Annotated in this window: 17 protein-coding genes and 1 tRNA gene; 13 read left to right on the forward strand and 5 right to left on the reverse strand. The window is 60.7% G+C overall.

What is annotated here, in order from left to right; all coding sequences use genetic code 11:
* Positions 1–111: 111 nt before the first annotated feature.
* Both AF71_RS10995 and AF71_RS11000 read left to right on the forward strand, forming a co-directional pair.
* A complete protein-coding gene (locus AF71_RS10995) occupies positions 112–1,410 on the forward strand; it encodes an MFS transporter (protein ID WP_018857835.1) in 1,299 nt (432 codons plus the stop codon).
* A gap of 120 nt (positions 1,411–1,530) precedes the next feature.
* Positions 1,531–1,615, forward strand: a tRNA-Leu gene (locus AF71_RS11000).
* An 81-nt stretch (positions 1,616–1,696) separates the two neighbouring features.
* Here AF71_RS11000 and AF71_RS11005 read toward each other — a convergent pair.
* Both AF71_RS11005 and AF71_RS11010 read right to left on the reverse strand, forming a co-directional pair.
* Positions 1,697–2,569 carry a Hint domain-containing protein gene (locus AF71_RS11005; RefSeq protein WP_018857819.1) on the reverse strand — a complete coding sequence of 291 codons (873 nt, stop codon included), beginning with the start codon at positions 2,567–2,569 and terminating at the stop codon, positions 1,697–1,699.
* Positions 2,570–2,929: 360 nt separating this feature from the next.
* Positions 2,930–4,060, reverse strand: a complete 1,131-nt coding sequence (locus tag AF71_RS11010) for a glycosyltransferase family 39 protein (RefSeq protein ID WP_026371851.1) — start codon at positions 4,058–4,060, stop codon at positions 2,930–2,932.
* Positions 4,061–4,338: 278 nt separating this feature from the next.
* Here AF71_RS11010 and AF71_RS11015 point away from each other — a divergent pair, with 278 nt between their 5' ends.
* From AF71_RS11015 to AF71_RS11025, 3 genes are all read left to right on the forward strand, one after another.
* Positions 4,339–6,090, forward strand: a complete 1,752-nt coding sequence (locus tag AF71_RS11015) for a cation:proton antiporter (protein ID WP_169681341.1) — start codon at positions 4,339–4,341, stop codon at positions 6,088–6,090.
* 121 nt (positions 6,091–6,211) lie between these two features.
* On the forward strand, positions 6,212–6,808 hold the full coding sequence (locus AF71_RS11020; protein ID WP_018857816.1) for a YqaA family protein: 597 nt from the start codon (positions 6,212–6,214) through the stop codon (positions 6,806–6,808).
* A 22-nt stretch (positions 6,809–6,830) separates the two neighbouring features.
* Positions 6,831–7,343 carry a disulfide bond formation protein B gene (locus AF71_RS11025; RefSeq protein ID WP_018857815.1) on the forward strand — a complete coding sequence of 171 codons (513 nt, stop codon included), beginning with the start codon at positions 6,831–6,833 and terminating at the stop codon, positions 7,341–7,343.
* A gap of 21 nt (positions 7,344–7,364) precedes the next feature.
* Here the strand turns inward: AF71_RS11025 and AF71_RS11030 are convergent, their stop codons facing one another.
* Entirely contained in the window at positions 7,365–7,922 is a 558-nt protein-coding gene (locus AF71_RS11030) for an HNH endonuclease (protein ID WP_007790722.1), read from the reverse strand.
* A gap of 111 nt (positions 7,923–8,033) precedes the next feature.
* A complete protein-coding gene (locus tag AF71_RS11035; protein WP_113472148.1) occupies positions 8,034–8,720 on the reverse strand; it encodes a DNA-3-methyladenine glycosylase in 687 nt (228 codons plus the stop codon).
* On the opposite strand from AF71_RS11035, the gene gluQRS reads away from it, so the two are divergent.
* Positions 8,719–9,600 carry a tRNA glutamyl-Q(34) synthetase GluQRS gene (gene gluQRS / locus AF71_RS11040; protein WP_018857813.1) on the forward strand — a complete coding sequence of 294 codons (882 nt, stop codon included), beginning with the start codon at positions 8,719–8,721 and terminating at the stop codon, positions 9,598–9,600. The genes AF71_RS11035 and gluQRS overlap by 2 nt on opposite strands.
* Here gluQRS and AF71_RS11045 read toward each other — a convergent pair.
* Positions 9,565–10,479, reverse strand: coding sequence for a YihY/virulence factor BrkB family protein (locus AF71_RS11045; protein ID WP_018857812.1), 915 nt, complete (start codon positions 10,477–10,479; stop codon positions 9,565–9,567). The two genes, gluQRS and AF71_RS11045, sit on opposite strands and share 36 nt — an antisense overlap.
* A gap of 77 nt (positions 10,480–10,556) precedes the next feature.
* Between AF71_RS11045 and AF71_RS11050 the strand changes: the two genes are divergently transcribed.
* The 7 genes from AF71_RS11050 (at position 10,557) to AF71_RS11080 (ending at position 15,967) form a co-directional block, all read left to right on the forward strand.
* On the forward strand, positions 10,557–11,390 hold the full coding sequence (locus AF71_RS11050) for an SDR family oxidoreductase (protein ID WP_018857811.1): 834 nt from the start codon (positions 10,557–10,559) through the stop codon (positions 11,388–11,390).
* A 20-nt stretch (positions 11,391–11,410) separates the two neighbouring features.
* Positions 11,411–11,614 carry a twin transmembrane helix small protein gene (locus AF71_RS11055; protein ID WP_018857810.1) on the forward strand — a complete coding sequence of 68 codons (204 nt, stop codon included), beginning with the start codon at positions 11,411–11,413 and terminating at the stop codon, positions 11,612–11,614.
* A gap of 25 nt (positions 11,615–11,639) precedes the next feature.
* Positions 11,640–12,218, forward strand: coding sequence for a cob(I)yrinic acid a,c-diamide adenosyltransferase (locus AF71_RS11060; RefSeq protein WP_018857809.1), 579 nt, complete (start codon positions 11,640–11,642; stop codon positions 12,216–12,218).
* 42 nt (positions 12,219–12,260) lie between these two features.
* Positions 12,261–13,049, forward strand: a complete 789-nt coding sequence (locus AF71_RS11065; protein WP_062373575.1) for a rhomboid family intramembrane serine protease — start codon at positions 12,261–12,263, stop codon at positions 13,047–13,049.
* A 171-nt stretch (positions 13,050–13,220) separates the two neighbouring features.
* Complete coding sequence (locus AF71_RS11070) at positions 13,221–13,982, forward strand: electron transfer flavoprotein subunit beta/FixA family protein (RefSeq protein WP_169681343.1); 762 nt, start codon at positions 13,221–13,223, stop codon at positions 13,980–13,982.
* Positions 13,983–14,007: 25 nt separating this feature from the next.
* Positions 14,008–14,937: an electron transfer flavoprotein subunit alpha/FixB family protein gene (locus AF71_RS11075; RefSeq protein WP_169681345.1), complete on the forward strand. Its 930-nt coding sequence runs from the start codon at positions 14,008–14,010 to the stop codon at positions 14,935–14,937.
* Positions 14,938–15,085: 148 nt separating this feature from the next.
* A complete protein-coding gene (locus AF71_RS11080) occupies positions 15,086–15,967 on the forward strand; it encodes a 3-hydroxybutyryl-CoA dehydrogenase (protein WP_113470294.1) in 882 nt (293 codons plus the stop codon).
* Positions 15,968–15,991 lie beyond the last annotated feature (24 nt).

A 15,991-nucleotide genomic window follows, 5' to 3' on the forward strand; every position in this document is an offset into this window, starting at 1 on the left:
ATTGGCAGCTTGACAATTTATATGACGTCAATCATCAATACGCAACAATTATGATGACCATCATCTAAAAGCTTCCGATAGTCTCCGGCAACCTCAAAACGGAACGGCCACATGGTATCGACTGCACTTGCTTCATCTCTGGCGCGACGCAACATCCACTATGGATGGGTGGTCGTTGCAGCAACCTTCCTGACCATGCTGGTGACCGCTGGCGCGATGGGCGCCCCCGGCGTCCTCATCAAGCCGCTCCAGGACGAGTTCGGTTGGGAAACTTCGCAGATATCTTCCGCGCTCGCCGTCCGGCTGATTCTGTTCGGGCTTATGGGACCGTTCTCGGCCGCTTTCATGAACTATTTCGGCATCCGCAAGGTTATCGTCTTCGCCATGGTCCTGATCGGCGGCGGCTTCGTCGGCTCGCTCTTCATGAGCGAACTCTGGCAGTTGCTCCTGCTCTGGGGAATCGTCGTCGGCTTCGGCACCGGGCTGACCGCAATGGTGCTCGCCGCAACCGTATCCGCCCGCTGGTTCACCAAGCATCGCGGCCTCGTGGTAGGCATGCTGTCGGCGAGTTCTGCGACGGGACAGCTGGTCTTCCTGCCACTGATGGCGGAGTTGACGGAACGGTACGGTTGGCGCGCAACAGTCTTTCTGGTCTGCGGCATGATCATGTTCGCCGCACTCATCGTACTGGCCTTCATGCGCGACCGCCCTTCCGACCTCAACCTGCCCGCCTTCGGCGAGGCACATATCACGCCACCGCCGCCAACCGAATCCGGGCTGCTGGCGATGCTGGCAACGCCGGTCACGGTTCTCAAGGAAATCTCCGGTACCTCGACCTTCTGGATCCTGTTCGCCACCTTCTTCATCTGCGGTCTCAGCACCAACGGCCTGATCCAGACGCATTTCGTCACGCTCTGCGGTGACTTCGGTATCATGCCGGTGGCTGCCGCCAGCGTTCTTGCCGTGATGGGCATTTTCGATTTCTTCGGCACGATCGGCTCCGGCTGGCTGTCGGACCGCTTCGACAATCGCTGGCTGCTCTTCTGGTATTACGGTCTGCGTGGCCTGTCGCTGCTGTTCCTGCCCTTCAGCAATTTCAGCTTCTACGGACTGTCGATCTTCGCGATCTTCTATGGCCTCGACTGGATCGCCACCGTGCCGCCGACCGTCAAGCTCGCCGCCGACCGTTTCGGTCGCGAAAAGGCGGGCCTCGTCTTCGGCTGGGTTTTCACAGGCCATCAGTTGGGAGCGGCGACCGCCGCCTACGGCGCCGGCTGGTCGCGCACCGAACTGCAGAGCTATCTGCCCGCCTTCTTCATTGCCGGCGCCTTCTGCCTGCTCGCCTCCGTCCTCGCGATCACGCTGAAGAAGTCGGCCGTCCATCAACCCGCCGCCGCGGTCGCGCATTGATACCGTTTCCGGCCGCACGTCGCGAGCCGGAAACTCCAACAAATCAAGCCGAGAACTTCGCCCGCCGTCTTGCGCGCGCGGGCGAACGCATGCTAGACAGCCGCCTCGTCGGTATCCGTTGCCCCATTGGCGGAATTGGTAGACGCGCTCGACTCAAAATCGAGTTTCGAAAGAAGTGCTGGTTCGACCCCGGCATGGGGCACCATCCCGACAAAACGCTAGTGATTTAATTTCCTATTCTTTGGCGTTTTTGTCTCAAGCACGCAAAACCTCGAAATCAGCCTGTCTAGGCCGAGAGCTCTTTGGCTTGCGCATTGATCTTCTCGCAGACATCCTCGAACGGATCACGCATTGGCACCAGAGGCGAGGCGCCGAGAAGAAGAAGGGCTTTCAGATGTTGCCAGCCGCCTTCCTCGCCCAGAACCGTCGCATAGGATGTCATCGGCTCGCGTAGCTCACCAGCATACAGGCGTTCGTATTCCGCGAAATTTCCGAAATTATCGCGATTGCTGTCCGAGGGGTGGAAGGTTTCTGCCGCAGCGCCTTCAGCAAGGATTACTTGGTGTGTCGCGAGCAGAACGGCGTAATACTCAATCGTCAAATCGTCGCGCGGTGCGATCGGCGCGATTGTTGTGCCGTTTACGAGATCCTTCACTCGGATAAGTACGCCATTCAGGAACAGAGCATGGCCGGGTGACAGGTAGAGATCGGAATGTGGCGTGCCATCGCCCAGTGCATCACGTGCCACTCGAATCGGTACGACGCCTTCCTGCCAGCACGCGCCTCGCTTCGTAAATACCTGCCGACCGACCCACTTGATTGGGCTGGTTTCTCCTTCCAGAAGAACAACGCGATCCCCCGTCTGCAGGTCCTCGACACGCTTTTCGCCGCAATCCGTAAGGATTGACGTCCCACGCAGAAAGCACTGCGCACCGCCGCCAGAGTTGCCATTTCCGCCAGAGTTGCCATTTCCGCCGGAGTTGCCATTTCCGCCCGAGTTCCCGTTCCCGTTACGTGGGCCCGCTCTCACCGGCAAAGACGACGCTGCCATTGCAAGGGCTGCCACGCTTGCAACGCGAGCGCCGGCAGCGGCCGCCACTCCCAGAAAACGTCGGCGCGCGGTATTGCGTGGCAGATTCGGATCTTGGAAATAAGGCATCCTGACGCTCCTTGCTACGAACAGCGTTGGACAATCGATAATACGCCTTCCACCTTTTCTCGCTAAGTCGGCAGAAAGGCTTAGTACGAAACGTGCTCGTCCAGGGTCCGGAGCTTCTCGTCCAATGTAAGGGCTGTGAGGCGCGCTTTAGCCGATGAATTCGGGCCCGCGACAGACATCGCGGAGAAGGACATAACGATCCCGTAAGCTATTGCTATGTCTGATAATTTCGAAGGGTCATAATTTCGCGCGCTTGCCACACCCCGGCATGCGGCAGCCACTGGCAGATGCCACGCAAGATCAGCGCTCGATCCGCTCCGCCCGCGTCTCGGCAAGACGAGCGGCATCGCATGACATGCTTTAGTGGAAGCTCCCAACGAAAACGACGCCCAGGGAGATAAAGATCACCGCCCCCACAAGCGCGACAAGCTTCCCGATTGCGCCGGGGACCTGGACACCTGAGGCCTCGACCTTGAATGCCAGATAAAGCGGGAACGCCACGAAGAAGATCGAGATCCACTTCGGACGCATGATCGTCGCATCGACGGCGAGCATGATCACGTAGACCAGAAACATGCTGATGACGAGCATCCGGCCGATGACCCTCGTCCATTCGCTGCTGGTGCCAAGGATCGTCCGGATATGGCCACGATAGACAATGGCGAGGATAGCGAGCGTCAACGCCGAACATTTGACGATCGCTCCCAACAGCTCCCAGGCCGCAACCACTTGCTCGGGCATCCCGGCGCTAGCGGCTGCCCGCAAATTTTTCAGCGTGTCGCCGGTCGCCAAATCCAGATGGGTCACGATCCAATAAACATGCGGGGCCGCGACGATGAGACCAACCGCGATGGTCACCGCCAGCCGCCAGTTGAAGACCAATCGCCGCAGGCCAGGTTCGAGAAGGAGCGCTGCAACCGTCGCGACCGGGACGATCGCAAAGTTGTACTTGGCAAGGAATCCCAACCCGGCTGCTGCGCCGAGAAGTGCATAATTGCCGGTCGACGGTCGTTCCGCCATCAATGCCAGTACGTAGAGAAAGAACGCGACGACAGCGAAGGCGCCGACGCTGTGAGTTAGATCCCGCTGCGAGAGCAGAAAGACCACAGGCAGGCTCAGGAAGCCGATGGGGGCGATCCATGCAGTTTCGCGCTTGCCCATCACCTTGCGGGCCGCGAGACAGAGAAAGATGCAACTCAGCAGCAGCGTCCCGTTCTTTACGAAAGCCAGCGTGTCGACAGAGGCGCCGAAGATCTTGGCGAAATAGTAGAATAGCCAGTCGTAGAGCGGCGGCTGGTCGCCGTAGCCCAGTTGCAAGGCATGCGAGAGCCTGATCTGCTCTGCCTCGTCGGACGCCAGATCGCCGCCACGCAAGAGTCGAAGAACGAAGCTGGCGCTAAAGTATGTGGCGAGCAGGAGCACGGGCAGGAGTGTGCTTAGACGCGTGGCACGCCGGGTGGAAAGGTATGAACTATCAACAGTATCAGTCAACTTCTGCCCCGTATGCGCCCGGTCTAAACGAGTATTCAGGACGAAGATATGCAACTACTCTAATGGAGAGTATAGCGCTTCACCTGCAATTTCAGGGGTTCTCCAGCATCGTTCAGAAGCTGGGTGTTGCCGCAGGGCAACGCTTTCTCATCTCGTCGTTTGCAACATTGCTGCCTCAATCGGGCTCTACCCAGCAATTGGCCCGACGCGGCAAATCAACTGTTTAATTTCTTCGGCGTTTCGGCCACACTGCGCCCGCCAAGAGGGAAAGCGCACGCGTGCATCAGGAAGTATCGCTTATTGCAACAGTTGCCGTGAGTTTCGTCTGCGCGGCGATACTCGGCTATCTCGCCGATCGAGTGCGTCTGCCGCCGCTTGTCGGATACTTGTTTGCAGGCATCGTGATGGGCCCTTTGACGCCCGGCTTCGTCGCTAATGCCGAGCTTGCCAGCCAGTTGGCGGAGATGGGCGTCATCCTGTTGATGTTCGGCGTTGGCTTGCATTTTTCGACCGCCGACCTGCTTGCCGTGCGCGGGATTGCCGTGCCGGGCGCAATCGCGCGGATCGTCGTCGTTACCCTGCTCGGTATCGGGCTCGCCAGCTGGTGGGGCTGGAACCTTGGGGCGGGAATCGTCCTTGGACTCAGCCTGTCAGTAGCAAGTACGGTTGTGCTGTTGAAAGCCCTGGAGGAGCGGAACCTGCTCAACTCCGCCAGCGGCCGCGTCGCCGTCGGCTGGCTGATCGTCGAAGACCTTGCCACGGTCCTGGCACTGGTGCTTCTGCCTGCCGTCGCCGAATTGCTCGGTGGTCATGCGACCGCGGGCGGCCTTGCACACAACGCCGGGCTGCCGCTTCCGCTGACGATAGCGCTGACGCTGGTGAAGGTTGGTGCCTTTGCGGTCATGGCAATCTTTCTAGGGCCGAAGATCGTCCCTTGGCTCCTGACGCTCGTGGCGAGAACCGGTTCGCGCGAACTTTTCACCCTGACGGTCCTCGCAATAGCGCTTGGCATCGCGTTCGGCTCGGCGAAAGTCTTCGGCGTTTCGTTTGCGCTCGGCGCCTTCTTCGCAGGCGTGGTGATGAGCGAGTCCAACCTCAGCCATCGGGCCGCAGCCGATTCGCTGCCGCTTCAGAACGCCTTTTCGGTGCTGTTCTTCGTCTCGGTCGGCATGCTGTTCGATCCGTCGATCCTGGTGCGGCAGCCGATGGCTGTCATCAGCGCGCTGGCGCTGATTGTCGTCGGCAAGACCATCGTCTCCTTCCTCATCGTCGTCATGCTTCGCTATCCGATCGGCATGGCACTGACCGTGTCAGGCGGACTGGCGCAGATCGGCGAATTCTCGTTCATTCTCGCCAGCCTCGGCGTTTCTCTCGGGCTGCTGCCAAGTGACGGGCAGGACATCATCCTCGCATCCGCCATCATTTCGATCACGCTCAATCCGCTCGTCTGCTTGGGTGCCGAAGCGCTGCATACCCATGTGCACACCAGATGGCCGGTGCTCAGCAATCGCTTCGGTCGCCGCCGGCACGAGGCACTCGGCCGCGAGCTTGAAAAAATCCGAGCGATCAACGAGGCCCGCGAGCACAAGCATCAGCTCGAGATGGAAGAACTTATCGAAACCTTCCCGCTGTTTGCCAAGGTCGATGAAGATTCGCAGGAGGAGTTGCTGCTCCTCTTTCGGCCGAAATCGGCCTTGCCGGGCGAACGCGTGGTGCGCAAGGGCGACCGAGGCGATGGCATGTATTTCCTGTCATCGGGCGCAGTGGAAGTACAGCTACCGGGCGAGCCGATCCGGCTGGAGCCGGGCGCGTTCTTCGGCGAGATGGCGCTGCTCAGCGGCGGACGACGCACCGCGGACGTCGTTGCCGTGGATTTCTGCCAGTTCTTTGTGCTCGAAAGACGTGATTTCAACATGTTCACGGCAAAGCATCCCGTTCTGCGTCAGGCCGTCAGCGAAATGGCGCGCGAACGAACCGAAATGAACGTCATGCGGCAGAAGACAGATCAGCCCTCCAGCGTCGACTCCTGAGCTCATCGCCGCCGTTTGATCACGAAGATTTTTGGCACGTCACCCTACGAACGACACAGCAAGCATTTACAGCGGCGCAGACGCCCCATAAAGCTCATGCGCTCGAAGCGAAAGGATCGGAATGCTCCGCAGACTCTACGACTGGACCATGTCACTCGCGGGCCGGAAATCGGCCGAAGTCTGGCTCGCCGTTATAGCCTTCGTCGAAAGTTCTGTCTTTCTGGTTCCTGCCGACGTTCTCTACCTGCCGATGGGGCTCGCAAAGCCGGAACGCGCCTATCGCTACGCGCTGGTCGCAACCGTTGCATCCGTCCTGGGCGGCATCGCCGGCTGGGCGCTCGGCTACTATGCCTATGATGCGATAGCTCGCCCGGTTCTGGAATTCTACGGAAAGCTTGGCGCCTTCGAGCAGCTCAGGCTCTATATCCACGATGAGTGGGAAATCCTGCTGTTGCTGCTCGTCACCTCCGGCCTGGCGCATCTGCCGCCGATCAAGGTCGTGACGATCCTTGCCGGCGTCATTCACATGAACCTCGGCTTCTTCGTTATTTCCGCGATCATCGCACGCGGTGCCCGCTTCTTCTTCCTCGCCTGGCTGCTGCGCCGCTATGGCGAGCCGATCCGCCACTTCATCGAGAAGCGCCTTGCGCAGGTTACAGGCATTGTTGCCGCCGTCGCCATCGCCCTCGGGATTGCCTATAAACTACTTGCCCACTGAGCTATTCGCGCGGAGTCCGTTCATGCCTGCCTCGTTTTCCCTTGCTCGCCCGGTCGTCGGCTACTCGCTGGTGCTCGCACTAGGCATGGCGGTCGTCGTCGGAACTGCGCTTGGTTTTCAATATATCGGCGGCTACATCCCCTGCGCGCTCTGCCTGCTGCAGCGCCAGCCCTACTATTACGGCATTCCGGTCGCGATCCTCGGCGCGGTTGCCTCCGCAGTCGGCCTTCCGAGCTGGATCGGCCGGGCATTCCTGCTTGCCGCCGGCATGCTTATGATTGTCGGCGCCGGCATGGGCGTTTATCACTCCGGTGTCGAGTGGCAGTTCTGGGAAGGACCGGCGACCTGCTCCACGACGGCAGGCAGCATGACGCAGAATGCCGGCGACCTGCTGGGCGAGCTGAACAGCATCAAGGGCCCCTCCTGCACAGACGCCGCGTTGCGCGTCCTCGGCCTCTCCTTCGCAGGCTGGAACGTGATCACAAGCCTTGTCCTGGCGGCTTTCGCCTTCGTCGGCGTCCGTAAGACGGCCTGAGCCTGTCTGAGTAGAGACTGATCAGGGCTGCAGTTCGCTATCCCAGTAGAGGTAGTCGAGCCAGCTGTCGTGCAGGTAGTTCGGCGGGAAAAGCCTGCCGTTATTGTGCAGGTCTTGCACCGTCGGCTGGTACGGCTTCTGATTCGGGAACATGCCTGCCTGCTTCGGCAGCTTGCTGCCTTTTCTCAGATTGCAGGGGGAGCAGGCAGCAACGACATTTTGCCATGTCGTTTCGCCGCCATGGGCACGCGGGATGACGTGGTCGAAGGTCAGGTCATCGTGCTCGCCGCAATACTGGCATTCGAACTTGTCGCGCAGGAACACGTTGAAGCGCGTAAAGGCCGGGTTGCGGGAAGGCTGGACATAGGTCTTGAGGCAGACGACGCTCGGAAGCCGCATCGAAAAACTCGGCGAAGATACCGAATGCTCATATTCTGCAATGATATTCACACGGTCGAGAAATACCGCCTTGATCGCGTCCTGCCAGGACCAAAGCGACAAGGGGTAATAACTCAGGGGCCTGTAGTCAGCGTTCAGGACGAGCGCTGGCAGGGCCTGGGGGGAGACTGCAATCGTCAAGGGACTCTCCTGATCGATTCGGCATCTGCCCTCTTATATTAGGCCGGTTGTGACGGCATTGTGAAGTCTAATAAATTCAGGCATCAATCCTTGTATTTACTGCACGGTCACTCAGTCGACCGGCAGCATACCGCGACCGAGCTTGACGGCGTAATAGGCCCAGAATAGCCTCGCCGCGATCGATCGCCACGGTGACCATCCACCCGCCATGAACGCCAGCTCGCGAGCAGCTGGGCGAGCGCCGAGATCGAATGCCGCAGCCACGGCGTTCTGCAGGGCGACGTCGCCGGACGGAAAAACGTCCGCATGGCCGCCGCAGAACATCAGATAGACCTCGGCGGTCCAGGGACCGACGCCTTTGAGAGCCGTAAGCTTGGCCAGCGCCTGGTCGGGCGGCAGCGCAGAAAGCGCTGCAAGGTCGAGACGGCCCGAGGCAACCGCCACGGCAATGCGCGACAGCGTTTCGGCCTTGGCGCGCGAAAGACCGAACTCCCGCCAGGCCTCCGGATGGAGAAGCACATAATTATCAGCCGTCAGCACGCCTTCGCTCGGCCGCATCCGTTTCCAGATCGCTTCGGCGCTGGCTCTCGACACCATTTGCGAGACAATAATGTGCGCGAGCCCCTCGAATCCCGGTTCGCGCAGCCGCAAAGGAAGCGGGCCAGTCTCGGCCGCAATGGCAGCAAGTCTCGGATCCAGGTGAAGCAGCTTCTCCAGCCCTTCTCTCACGTCATCGTCGCTGCGAATGATCAACACGCTTCCTCGCGATCCCATCGAATCCGTGGCAGAAGAAAGCATGACCGCGATTCCCCGTCAAAAGCCTGTCTTTCGTTTTGCGCCAAGCCCCAATGGCCCGCTGCATCTTGGCCATGCACTTTCTGCCTTTCTGAACAGAGACATGGCGGCGTCCGCAGGCGCACGCTTTCTGCTGCGTATAGAAGACATCGACCTGACCCGCTGCACACCCGAATTCGAGGCCGGCATTTACGCCGACCTCGAATGGCTCGCCATAGACTGGGAACGACCCGTGCGGCGGCAGTCGGAGCATTTCGCCGAATACCAGTCGGCGCTTGACCGGCTGGTCGACCTCGGCCTCGCCTATCCCGCCTTCATGACGCGGGGAGAGATCAAGACGCGCGTTGCCGCCGCCGAAGCCAATGGCACCCCCTGGCCGCGAGACCCCGACGGCTCGCCGCTCTATCCCCCCGACGATCGTCAACGCGCCGATTTCGACCGACGGCAGCTTCTCGCATCAGGCGTGAAACACGCCTGGCGGCTCGACATGAGCAAGGCTTTGGAGGCTGCCGGCGAGGCTCTTTTCTGGGAGGAAACAGGATACGGCGACCGTGGCACCATCGCCGCAAATCCAGGCGCGTGGGGAGACGTTGTCCTGTCGCGGTCGGATGCGCCGTCGAGCTACCATGTCTCGGTCGTCCTCGATGACGCGCTGCAGGGGATCACCCATGTGGTCCGTGGGCTCGATCTCTTTCACTCAACCTCGGTGCATAGATTGCTGCAGACGCTGCTCGGCCTGCCGGCGCCTGTCTACCATCACCATCGCCTGATCACCGATGAGGACGGACGCAAGCTTTCGAAGAGCCGAAGCGACACGGGGCTTTCCGAACTTCGCGACCGCGGCCTGTCACCGGCCGATATCCGTCACCTTGTCGGGCTTTGACGCCTTGGCCTGACCTCTGCCCAGGAAATTGTTCTTGAAGATCGCACGCACGCGGAACTTCAGGAGGGCGGCATTGATCTCGGCGCCGACAATGAAGATGACGCCGACCATATAAAGAAAGATCAGCACGATCATCACCGATGCCAGGCCGGCATAGGTCGCCGTATAATTGGCGAACGTCGCGAGGTAGTACGCGAAGATCAGGGCTCCCACCAGCCAGAGCAGCAGCGTTACCAACACGCCTGGCGCCACGTCGAATACCCGGCGCCGGCCCGCCGGCAGCCATAGGTGAACGACGAAAAGGCCGATAGTCAGCATGAACAGCGTGCCGTAGACGCGCCAGCTGAAAACAACCTCGAGCGTGTCGGCAAACAGCGGAAACCAATAGCGCGCGTAGTTCAGGGCAATCGGCACCGCCACCAGCAGGACGCTGACGGCGGCGAAAATGACCACGGCGATCATGACAAAACCAAGGCTTGCCAGGCGGGTGAGATACCACGGCCGCGTTTCCTGGACACGATAAGCGCGATTGAGCGAGATGCGCAGCGCCTCGACTCCGTTCGAAGCGAAGTAGGCCGCCGCCAGCACGGACACGGTCAGCAGGCCGCCGCGCGGTATCGTCAGAACCTGGATTACCTGATCGACAAGCGGCTTGGCGATCGCCTCGGGCCAGGTGTCGAAGATGAGATGTATCGCCCTGTCCGAGAACTGGTCAGCGCCCAGGAAGGTCGCCAGTGTCGTCCCAAAGATTAGAAATGGAAAAACGGCGAGAAGCGTCGACAACGCGACATGGCTCGCCATCGCGAAGCCGTCATCCTCTATAAGGTGGCAGATAGCGTCGTAGACCACATCATAGAAGATGCGCATTATCTTCGGCATTCCGTCTCCCGGCTTTGATCGTTGTGTCGCCCGTTCGAATATGGGAAACCACTCCTATTTTGTACAGGAATCATTCCATGTCGGATCAGCGCACCATCATCGTGACCGGATGCTCTTCCGGGATCGGCGCGTACTGCGCCCGCGCGCTGAAGGCCGATGGCTGGCGGGTCTTCGCCACCGTGCGCAAGTTCGATGATCTGGCCGCCCTCCAAGCCGACGGCATCGAGGCCCTCCGCATGGACTATACGCGGCCCGATACGATCTCGGATCTCGTGCGCGACGTCAGCGAGCTGACGGGCGGACGCATCGACGCGCTGTTCAACAACGGCGCCTACGGGCAGCCCGGCGCCGTCGAGGACCTGCCGACCGAGGCTCTGCGCGCCCAATTCGAAACGAACGTCTTCGGCTGGCACGAGTTGACACGTCAGGTCGTGCCGCTAATGCGCAAGCGTGATCAGGGGCGGATCGTCCAGTGCTCGTCGATTCTCGGTGTCGTGCCGTACCGCTTCCGCGGCGCCTATACCGCCTCCAAATTCGCTCTCGAAGGCCTCAGCATCAGTCTTCGCATGGAACTGCAGGGTAGTGGCATTCACGTGAGCCTGATCGAGCCGGGCCCGATTGCGTCTCGCTTTACGGCAAATGCGCTCGTAAAAATCCACGAGCACATAGACGTCAGGAACTCGGTCCATGCGGCAGATTACCGCCGCCAGCTTGCGCGTCTTGACGGCTCGGGGCGCCCCAATCGACATAAGCTTGGTCCGGAAGCCGTTTATACCGTACTGAAGCACGCATTGAACTCGAACAATCCGAAACCACATTACCCCGTAACCACGCCGGCAAAGCAGGGCATGGTGTTGAAAAGGCTGCTGCCTGCAGACCTTTTCTATCGCCTGATGCGCTGGGTGGACTAATCAGGAAAGCCAAAGCCAGCATGTCCACGGTCACCTATATTCTCGCGATTATTGTCATGGGCATTGTCGCCATCGTACTGATTCGCGGTCTTTTCAACATGATGAAGGGCGGCAATCCGAACCTTTCCAACAAGCTGATGCAGCTGCGCGTGCTCCTGCAGGCGATCGCAGTGCTCCTCATCATGCTGACACTCTGGCTGACCGGCGGCGGCCGCCCTAGCTAAGGCGGAGAAAAAGAAGGGGGTAGACATGGTAAGGCTCAACAAGATCTACACGAAGACCGGCGACGACGGCACGACGGCCCTGGTTTCCGGGCCGCGTCGGCTGAAATACGATCTGCGTGTCGAAGCCTACGGCACCATCGATGAAGCCAACTCCGCGATCGGCGTCGCGCGGCTTCACATGCAGGGCATGCCGGTCCTGGACCGAATGCTGACACTGATCCAGAACGATCTCTTCGATCTCGGCGCCGATCTTGCAACGCCGGACGATGGCAAACCGCCCGCACACGAGCCGCTGCGTATCGTTGAAAGCCAGGTCTCGCGGATCGAGAACGACATCGACGAATTGAACGCTGACCTGCAACCTTTGAGATCTTTCGTGCTGCCGGGCGGTCACTCGGCTGCCGCTCATCTTCACCTCGCCCGCACGATCGCGCGCCGCGCCGAGCGGCTGATGGTCGAGCTTGCCCGCACGGATGGCGAGGTCGTCAGCGATGCGGCGTTGAAATACGTCAACCGCGTTTCGGACTTCCTGTTTGTCGCGGCCCGCCACGCCAATGACCGCGGCCATGCGGATGTGCTTTGGGTTCCGGGAAAAAACAGGTAGGCTCCTTCCCGACTATGTGGCGCGAACGCCGGGGCAGGCTTCATGTTCATACCGCTGCACGATGCCAATACGCTGAAGCATATCAAGGTCCAATGGGTGACGATGGCGCTGATCGCGGTGGATTTCGCGGTTTGGCTATTCACCGGGGTGGTCGCCAACGAGTCCGCGTCGCAGGCAACGATTGTCGGCCTGGGCTACATTCCCGCGGTTGCGTTTAACCACGCCAGGCTGGCGCCGGCGCTGGCCCTTATCCCGGAACCGCTAACCTACATCACCTATTCCTTCGTGCATTCCGGCTTCTGGCACCTTGCGCCGAACATGGTTTTCCTGTGGGTCTTTGGCGACAATGTCGAAGATGCGATGGGGCACTTCCGCTTTCTTATTTTTTATCTGCTCTGCGCGGCCGCCGGCGCTCTCGTCCATGGCCTTGTGGGGCCGACATCGGAAGCGCCGCTCGTGGGCGCCTCGGGCGCGATCTCAGGCGTGGTCACCGCCTACGTCGTCTTGCATCCCCGCGTGAAGGTCTGGGTGCTGGTGCTGATGCGCGTCCCGCTGCCCTTGCCGGCCTTCGTGCCGCTCCTTCTCTGGATCGGCCAGCAATTCGTGATGCTGGTCTTGGAACCCGACGGCAGCATCTCCTGGGGCGCCCATGTCGGCGGCATCGTCGCCGGCGGCCTGTTGGTCCTTCTGATGCGTCGCCGCGGCGTCCCGTTATTCGATCGGGAGGTCGTCACGCCCAGGGCTGTCAAAAACCGGCCAGCCGCCAACCCGACGATGGTCGTGACGCCCGGCCAACAGCTGCGCCCGCGCCTGCCTTGGGACAAGCAATAACTCCAATATTGACGTGAACGTAAGCGTAATATATCCACGGGATCAATTTGCCTATCTGCGCCATGGAAGCGTTGTGTTTGGAGGAAAAACGCGTATCCATGTCGCCATTCGACAATCGGAGCAGCGCCGAAACGCGCATTTTCTTGGCGAAAGAGTTGAAGGAAGGACCCCATGAAAATTCTCGTCCCCGTGAAGCGGGTGGTTGATTACAACGTGAAGATCCGCGTGAAGCCGGATGGCACAGGCGTCGAACTCGCGAATGTGAAGATGTCGATGAACCCGTTCGACGAGATCTCGGTCGAGGAAGCGCTGCGGCTGAAGGAAGCCGGCAAGGCCGAGGAGGTGATCGTCGTCTCGATCGGCCCGGCCAAGGCCGAAGAGACGCTGCGCACAGCACTTGCCATGGGTGCCGACCGCGCCATCCTGGTGGAGACCGACGATGCCGTCGAGCCGCTCACTGTGGCCAAGATCCTCAAGGGCGTCGTCGACGCCGAACAGCCGGGCTTGATCATCACAGGCAAGCAGGCGATCGATGACGACAGCAACCAGACCGGCCAGATGCTGGCGGCCCTGCTCGGCACGGCGCAAGCGACCTTCGCCTCGAAGATCGAGATCGAAGTTGCTGGCCCTGGGGGCAAGGCCCAGGTGACGCGCGAGGTCGATGGCGGCCTGCAGACGATCGAGGTCAAGCTTCCGGCCGTGGTCACATCAGATCTGCGCTTGAACGAGCCGCGCTACGCCTCGCTGCCGAACATCATGAAGGCGAAGAAGAAGCCGCTCGACAAGAAGACGCCGGCCGACTTCGGCGTCTCCACCGCGCCGCGTCTGAAGGTCTTGAAGACCGAGGAGCCGTCCGGCCGCAAGGCAGGCGTCAAGGTCAAGTCGGTCGCCGAGCTGGTCGAGAAGCTTAAAGTCGAAGCCGGCGTGCTTTAAAGGTTCGAGAAAGGGAGATATATCCATGGCCATTCTTCTTCTGGCTGATCACGACGGCAGCCACCTTTCAGACCAGACCGCCAAGACGCTGACGGCTGCCGCCAAGATCGGCGGCGAAGTGACCGTGCTTGTCGCCGGCGCCGGCGCCAAGGCCGCGGCCGAACAGGCTGCCAAGCTCTCGGGCGTGTCCAAGGTGCTGGTTGCCGAGGACGCAAGCCTTGCCAACAATCTGGCCGAGCCGCTGGCCGCCCTGATCGTTTCGCTGGCCGCAAGCTATGATACGATCATCGCCGCCGCCACCTCGACCGGCAAGAACGTCATGCCGCGCGTCGCCGCCCTGCTCGATGTCGCGCAGGTCTCCGAGATCATCGAGGTGGTTTCGGCTGACACCTTCAAGCGGCCGATCTATGCCGGCAACGCCATCCAGACGGTGCAGGCGACCGACGCCAGACGAGTCATCACCGTGCGTACCGCGTCGTTCGCCGCCGCTGCCGAAGGCGGTTCTGCCCCGGTCGAAGCTATTGCGGCCGCGGCCAACCCTGGCCTGTCGAGCTTCGTCAAGGACGCGCTGTCGGCCTCCGACCGTCCGGAACTGACGTCTGCGAAGATCATCATCTCCGGTGGCCGTGCCCTCGGCTCTGCCGAGAAGTTCAAGGAAGTCATCCTGCCGGTCGCCGACAAGCTCGGTGCTGCCGTCGGCGCCTCGCGCGCTGCCGTCGATGCCGGATACGCCCCGAACGACTGGCAGGTCGGCCAGACCGGCAAGGTCGTCGCTCCTGATCTCTACATCGCCTGCGGCATCTCAGGCGCCATCCAGCACCTCGCAGGCATGAAGGATTCGAAGGTCATCGTTGCCATCAACAAGGACGAGGAGGCGCCGATCTTCCAGGTTGCCGACTACGGTCTCGTCGCCGATCTCTTCGAAGCACTGCCGGAACTGCAGAAGGCGCTCTGATGCGTGCAGATGCCCTTATTTCGCACTTGCGAATGACTGGAAAATTATCTTTTTAAGGGCTACTACTTCTGCCGGGCGATCATTTGCCCGGCAGTTTTGTTAGAAAAATGCGGCAGCGCGGCGGCGCATGCCGAGCGGGGGTTTGGAGATGAACGCGGTGTTGAAGACGATTGGCATTATCGGCGCAGGCCAGATGGGTTGCGGCATCGCGCAGGTTTCGGCAGATGCAGGCTATAAGGTCCAGCTCTACGATCTCTCCGAGGAACGCGTCCAGCACGGCCTGGCCACCATCAACGGCAACCTCGCCCGCCATGTGACGAGCGGCAAGATGACGGACGAAGAGCGTTCCGCCACCCTCGCCCTGATTTCCGGCTCCTCCGACATTAACGATCTTGCCGCGTCCGATCTCGTGATCGAAGCCGCGACCGAAGACGAAAACGTCAAGCGCAAGATCTACGCCCAAGTGTGTCCGGTCCTGAAGCCGGAAGCAATCCTTGCCACCAACACGTCCTCGCTCTCGATCACCCGGCTCGCTTCCGCCACCGACCGCCCCGAGCACTTCATGGGCATCCATTTCATGAATCCGGTGCCGGTCATGAAACTCGTGGAACTGGTTCGCGGCATCGCGACGGACGAAGTGACCTTCGCAACCGCCAAGGACTTCGTCGCCTCGCTGGAGAAAACGGTGACGGTCGCCGAGGATTTCCCGGCCTTCATCGTCAACCGCATCCTGTTGCCGATGATCAACGAAGCCATCTACACGCTCTACGAAGGCGTCGGCAACGTCGACGCCATCGACACCGCCATGAAACTAGGCGCCAATCATCCGATGGGGCCGCTGCAGCTTGCCGATTTCATTGGCCTCGACACCTGCCTGTCGATCATGCAGGTGCTGCACGACGGCCTGGCTGACTCGAAGTATCGCCCCTGCCCGCTGCTGGTGAAATATGTCGAAGCCGGCTGGCTCGGCCGCAAGTCCGGGCGCGGCTTCTACGATTATCGCGGCGATACGCCGATCCCGACCCGCTGACGCCAACCGATCTCGACGATCCGC

Source organism: Rhizobium sp. 57MFTsu3.2 (assembly GCF_012932765.1).
Lineage (GTDB): Bacteria > Pseudomonadota > Alphaproteobacteria > Rhizobiales > Rhizobiaceae > Rhizobium > Rhizobium altiplani.

Bases quoted from the DNA above. Each gene is read 5' to 3' on its own strand.
- AF71_RS11020 (WP_018857816.1), top strand. From the start codon at position 6,212: ATGCTCCGCAGACTCTACGACTGGACCATGTCACTCGCGGGCCGGAAA.
- gluQRS (WP_018857813.1), top strand. From the start codon at position 8,719: ATGACCGCGATTCCCCGTCAAAAGCCTGTCTTTCGTTTTGCGCCAAGC.
- AF71_RS11005 (WP_018857819.1), bottom strand. From the start codon at position 2,569: ATGCCTTATTTCCAAGATCCGAATCTGCCACGCAATACCGCGCGCCGA.
- AF71_RS11065 (WP_062373575.1), top strand. From the start codon at position 12,261: ATGTTCATACCGCTGCACGATGCCAATACGCTGAAGCATATCAAGGTC.
- AF71_RS11050 (WP_018857811.1), top strand. From the start codon at position 10,557: ATGTCGGATCAGCGCACCATCATCGTGACCGGATGCTCTTCCGGGATC.
- AF71_RS11080 (WP_113470294.1), top strand. From the start codon at position 15,086: ATGAACGCGGTGTTGAAGACGATTGGCATTATCGGCGCAGGCCAGATG.
- AF71_RS11035 (WP_113472148.1), bottom strand. From the start codon at position 8,720: ATGCTTTCTTCTGCCACGGATTCGATGGGATCGCGAGGAAGCGTGTTG.
- AF71_RS11055 (WP_018857810.1), top strand. From the start codon at position 11,411: ATGTCCACGGTCACCTATATTCTCGCGATTATTGTCATGGGCATTGTC.
- AF71_RS11070 (WP_169681343.1), top strand. From the start codon at position 13,221: ATGAAAATTCTCGTCCCCGTGAAGCGGGTGGTTGATTACAACGTGAAG.
- AF71_RS11045 (WP_018857812.1), bottom strand. From the start codon at position 10,479: ATGCCGAAGATAATGCGCATCTTCTATGATGTGGTCTACGACGCTATC.
- AF71_RS11075 (WP_169681345.1), top strand. From the start codon at position 14,008: ATGGCCATTCTTCTTCTGGCTGATCACGACGGCAGCCACCTTTCAGAC.
- AF71_RS11025 (WP_018857815.1), top strand. From the start codon at position 6,831: ATGCCTGCCTCGTTTTCCCTTGCTCGCCCGGTCGTCGGCTACTCGCTG.
- AF71_RS11060 (WP_018857809.1), top strand. From the start codon at position 11,640: ATGGTAAGGCTCAACAAGATCTACACGAAGACCGGCGACGACGGCACG.
- AF71_RS10995 (WP_018857835.1), top strand. From the start codon at position 112: ATGGTATCGACTGCACTTGCTTCATCTCTGGCGCGACGCAACATCCAC.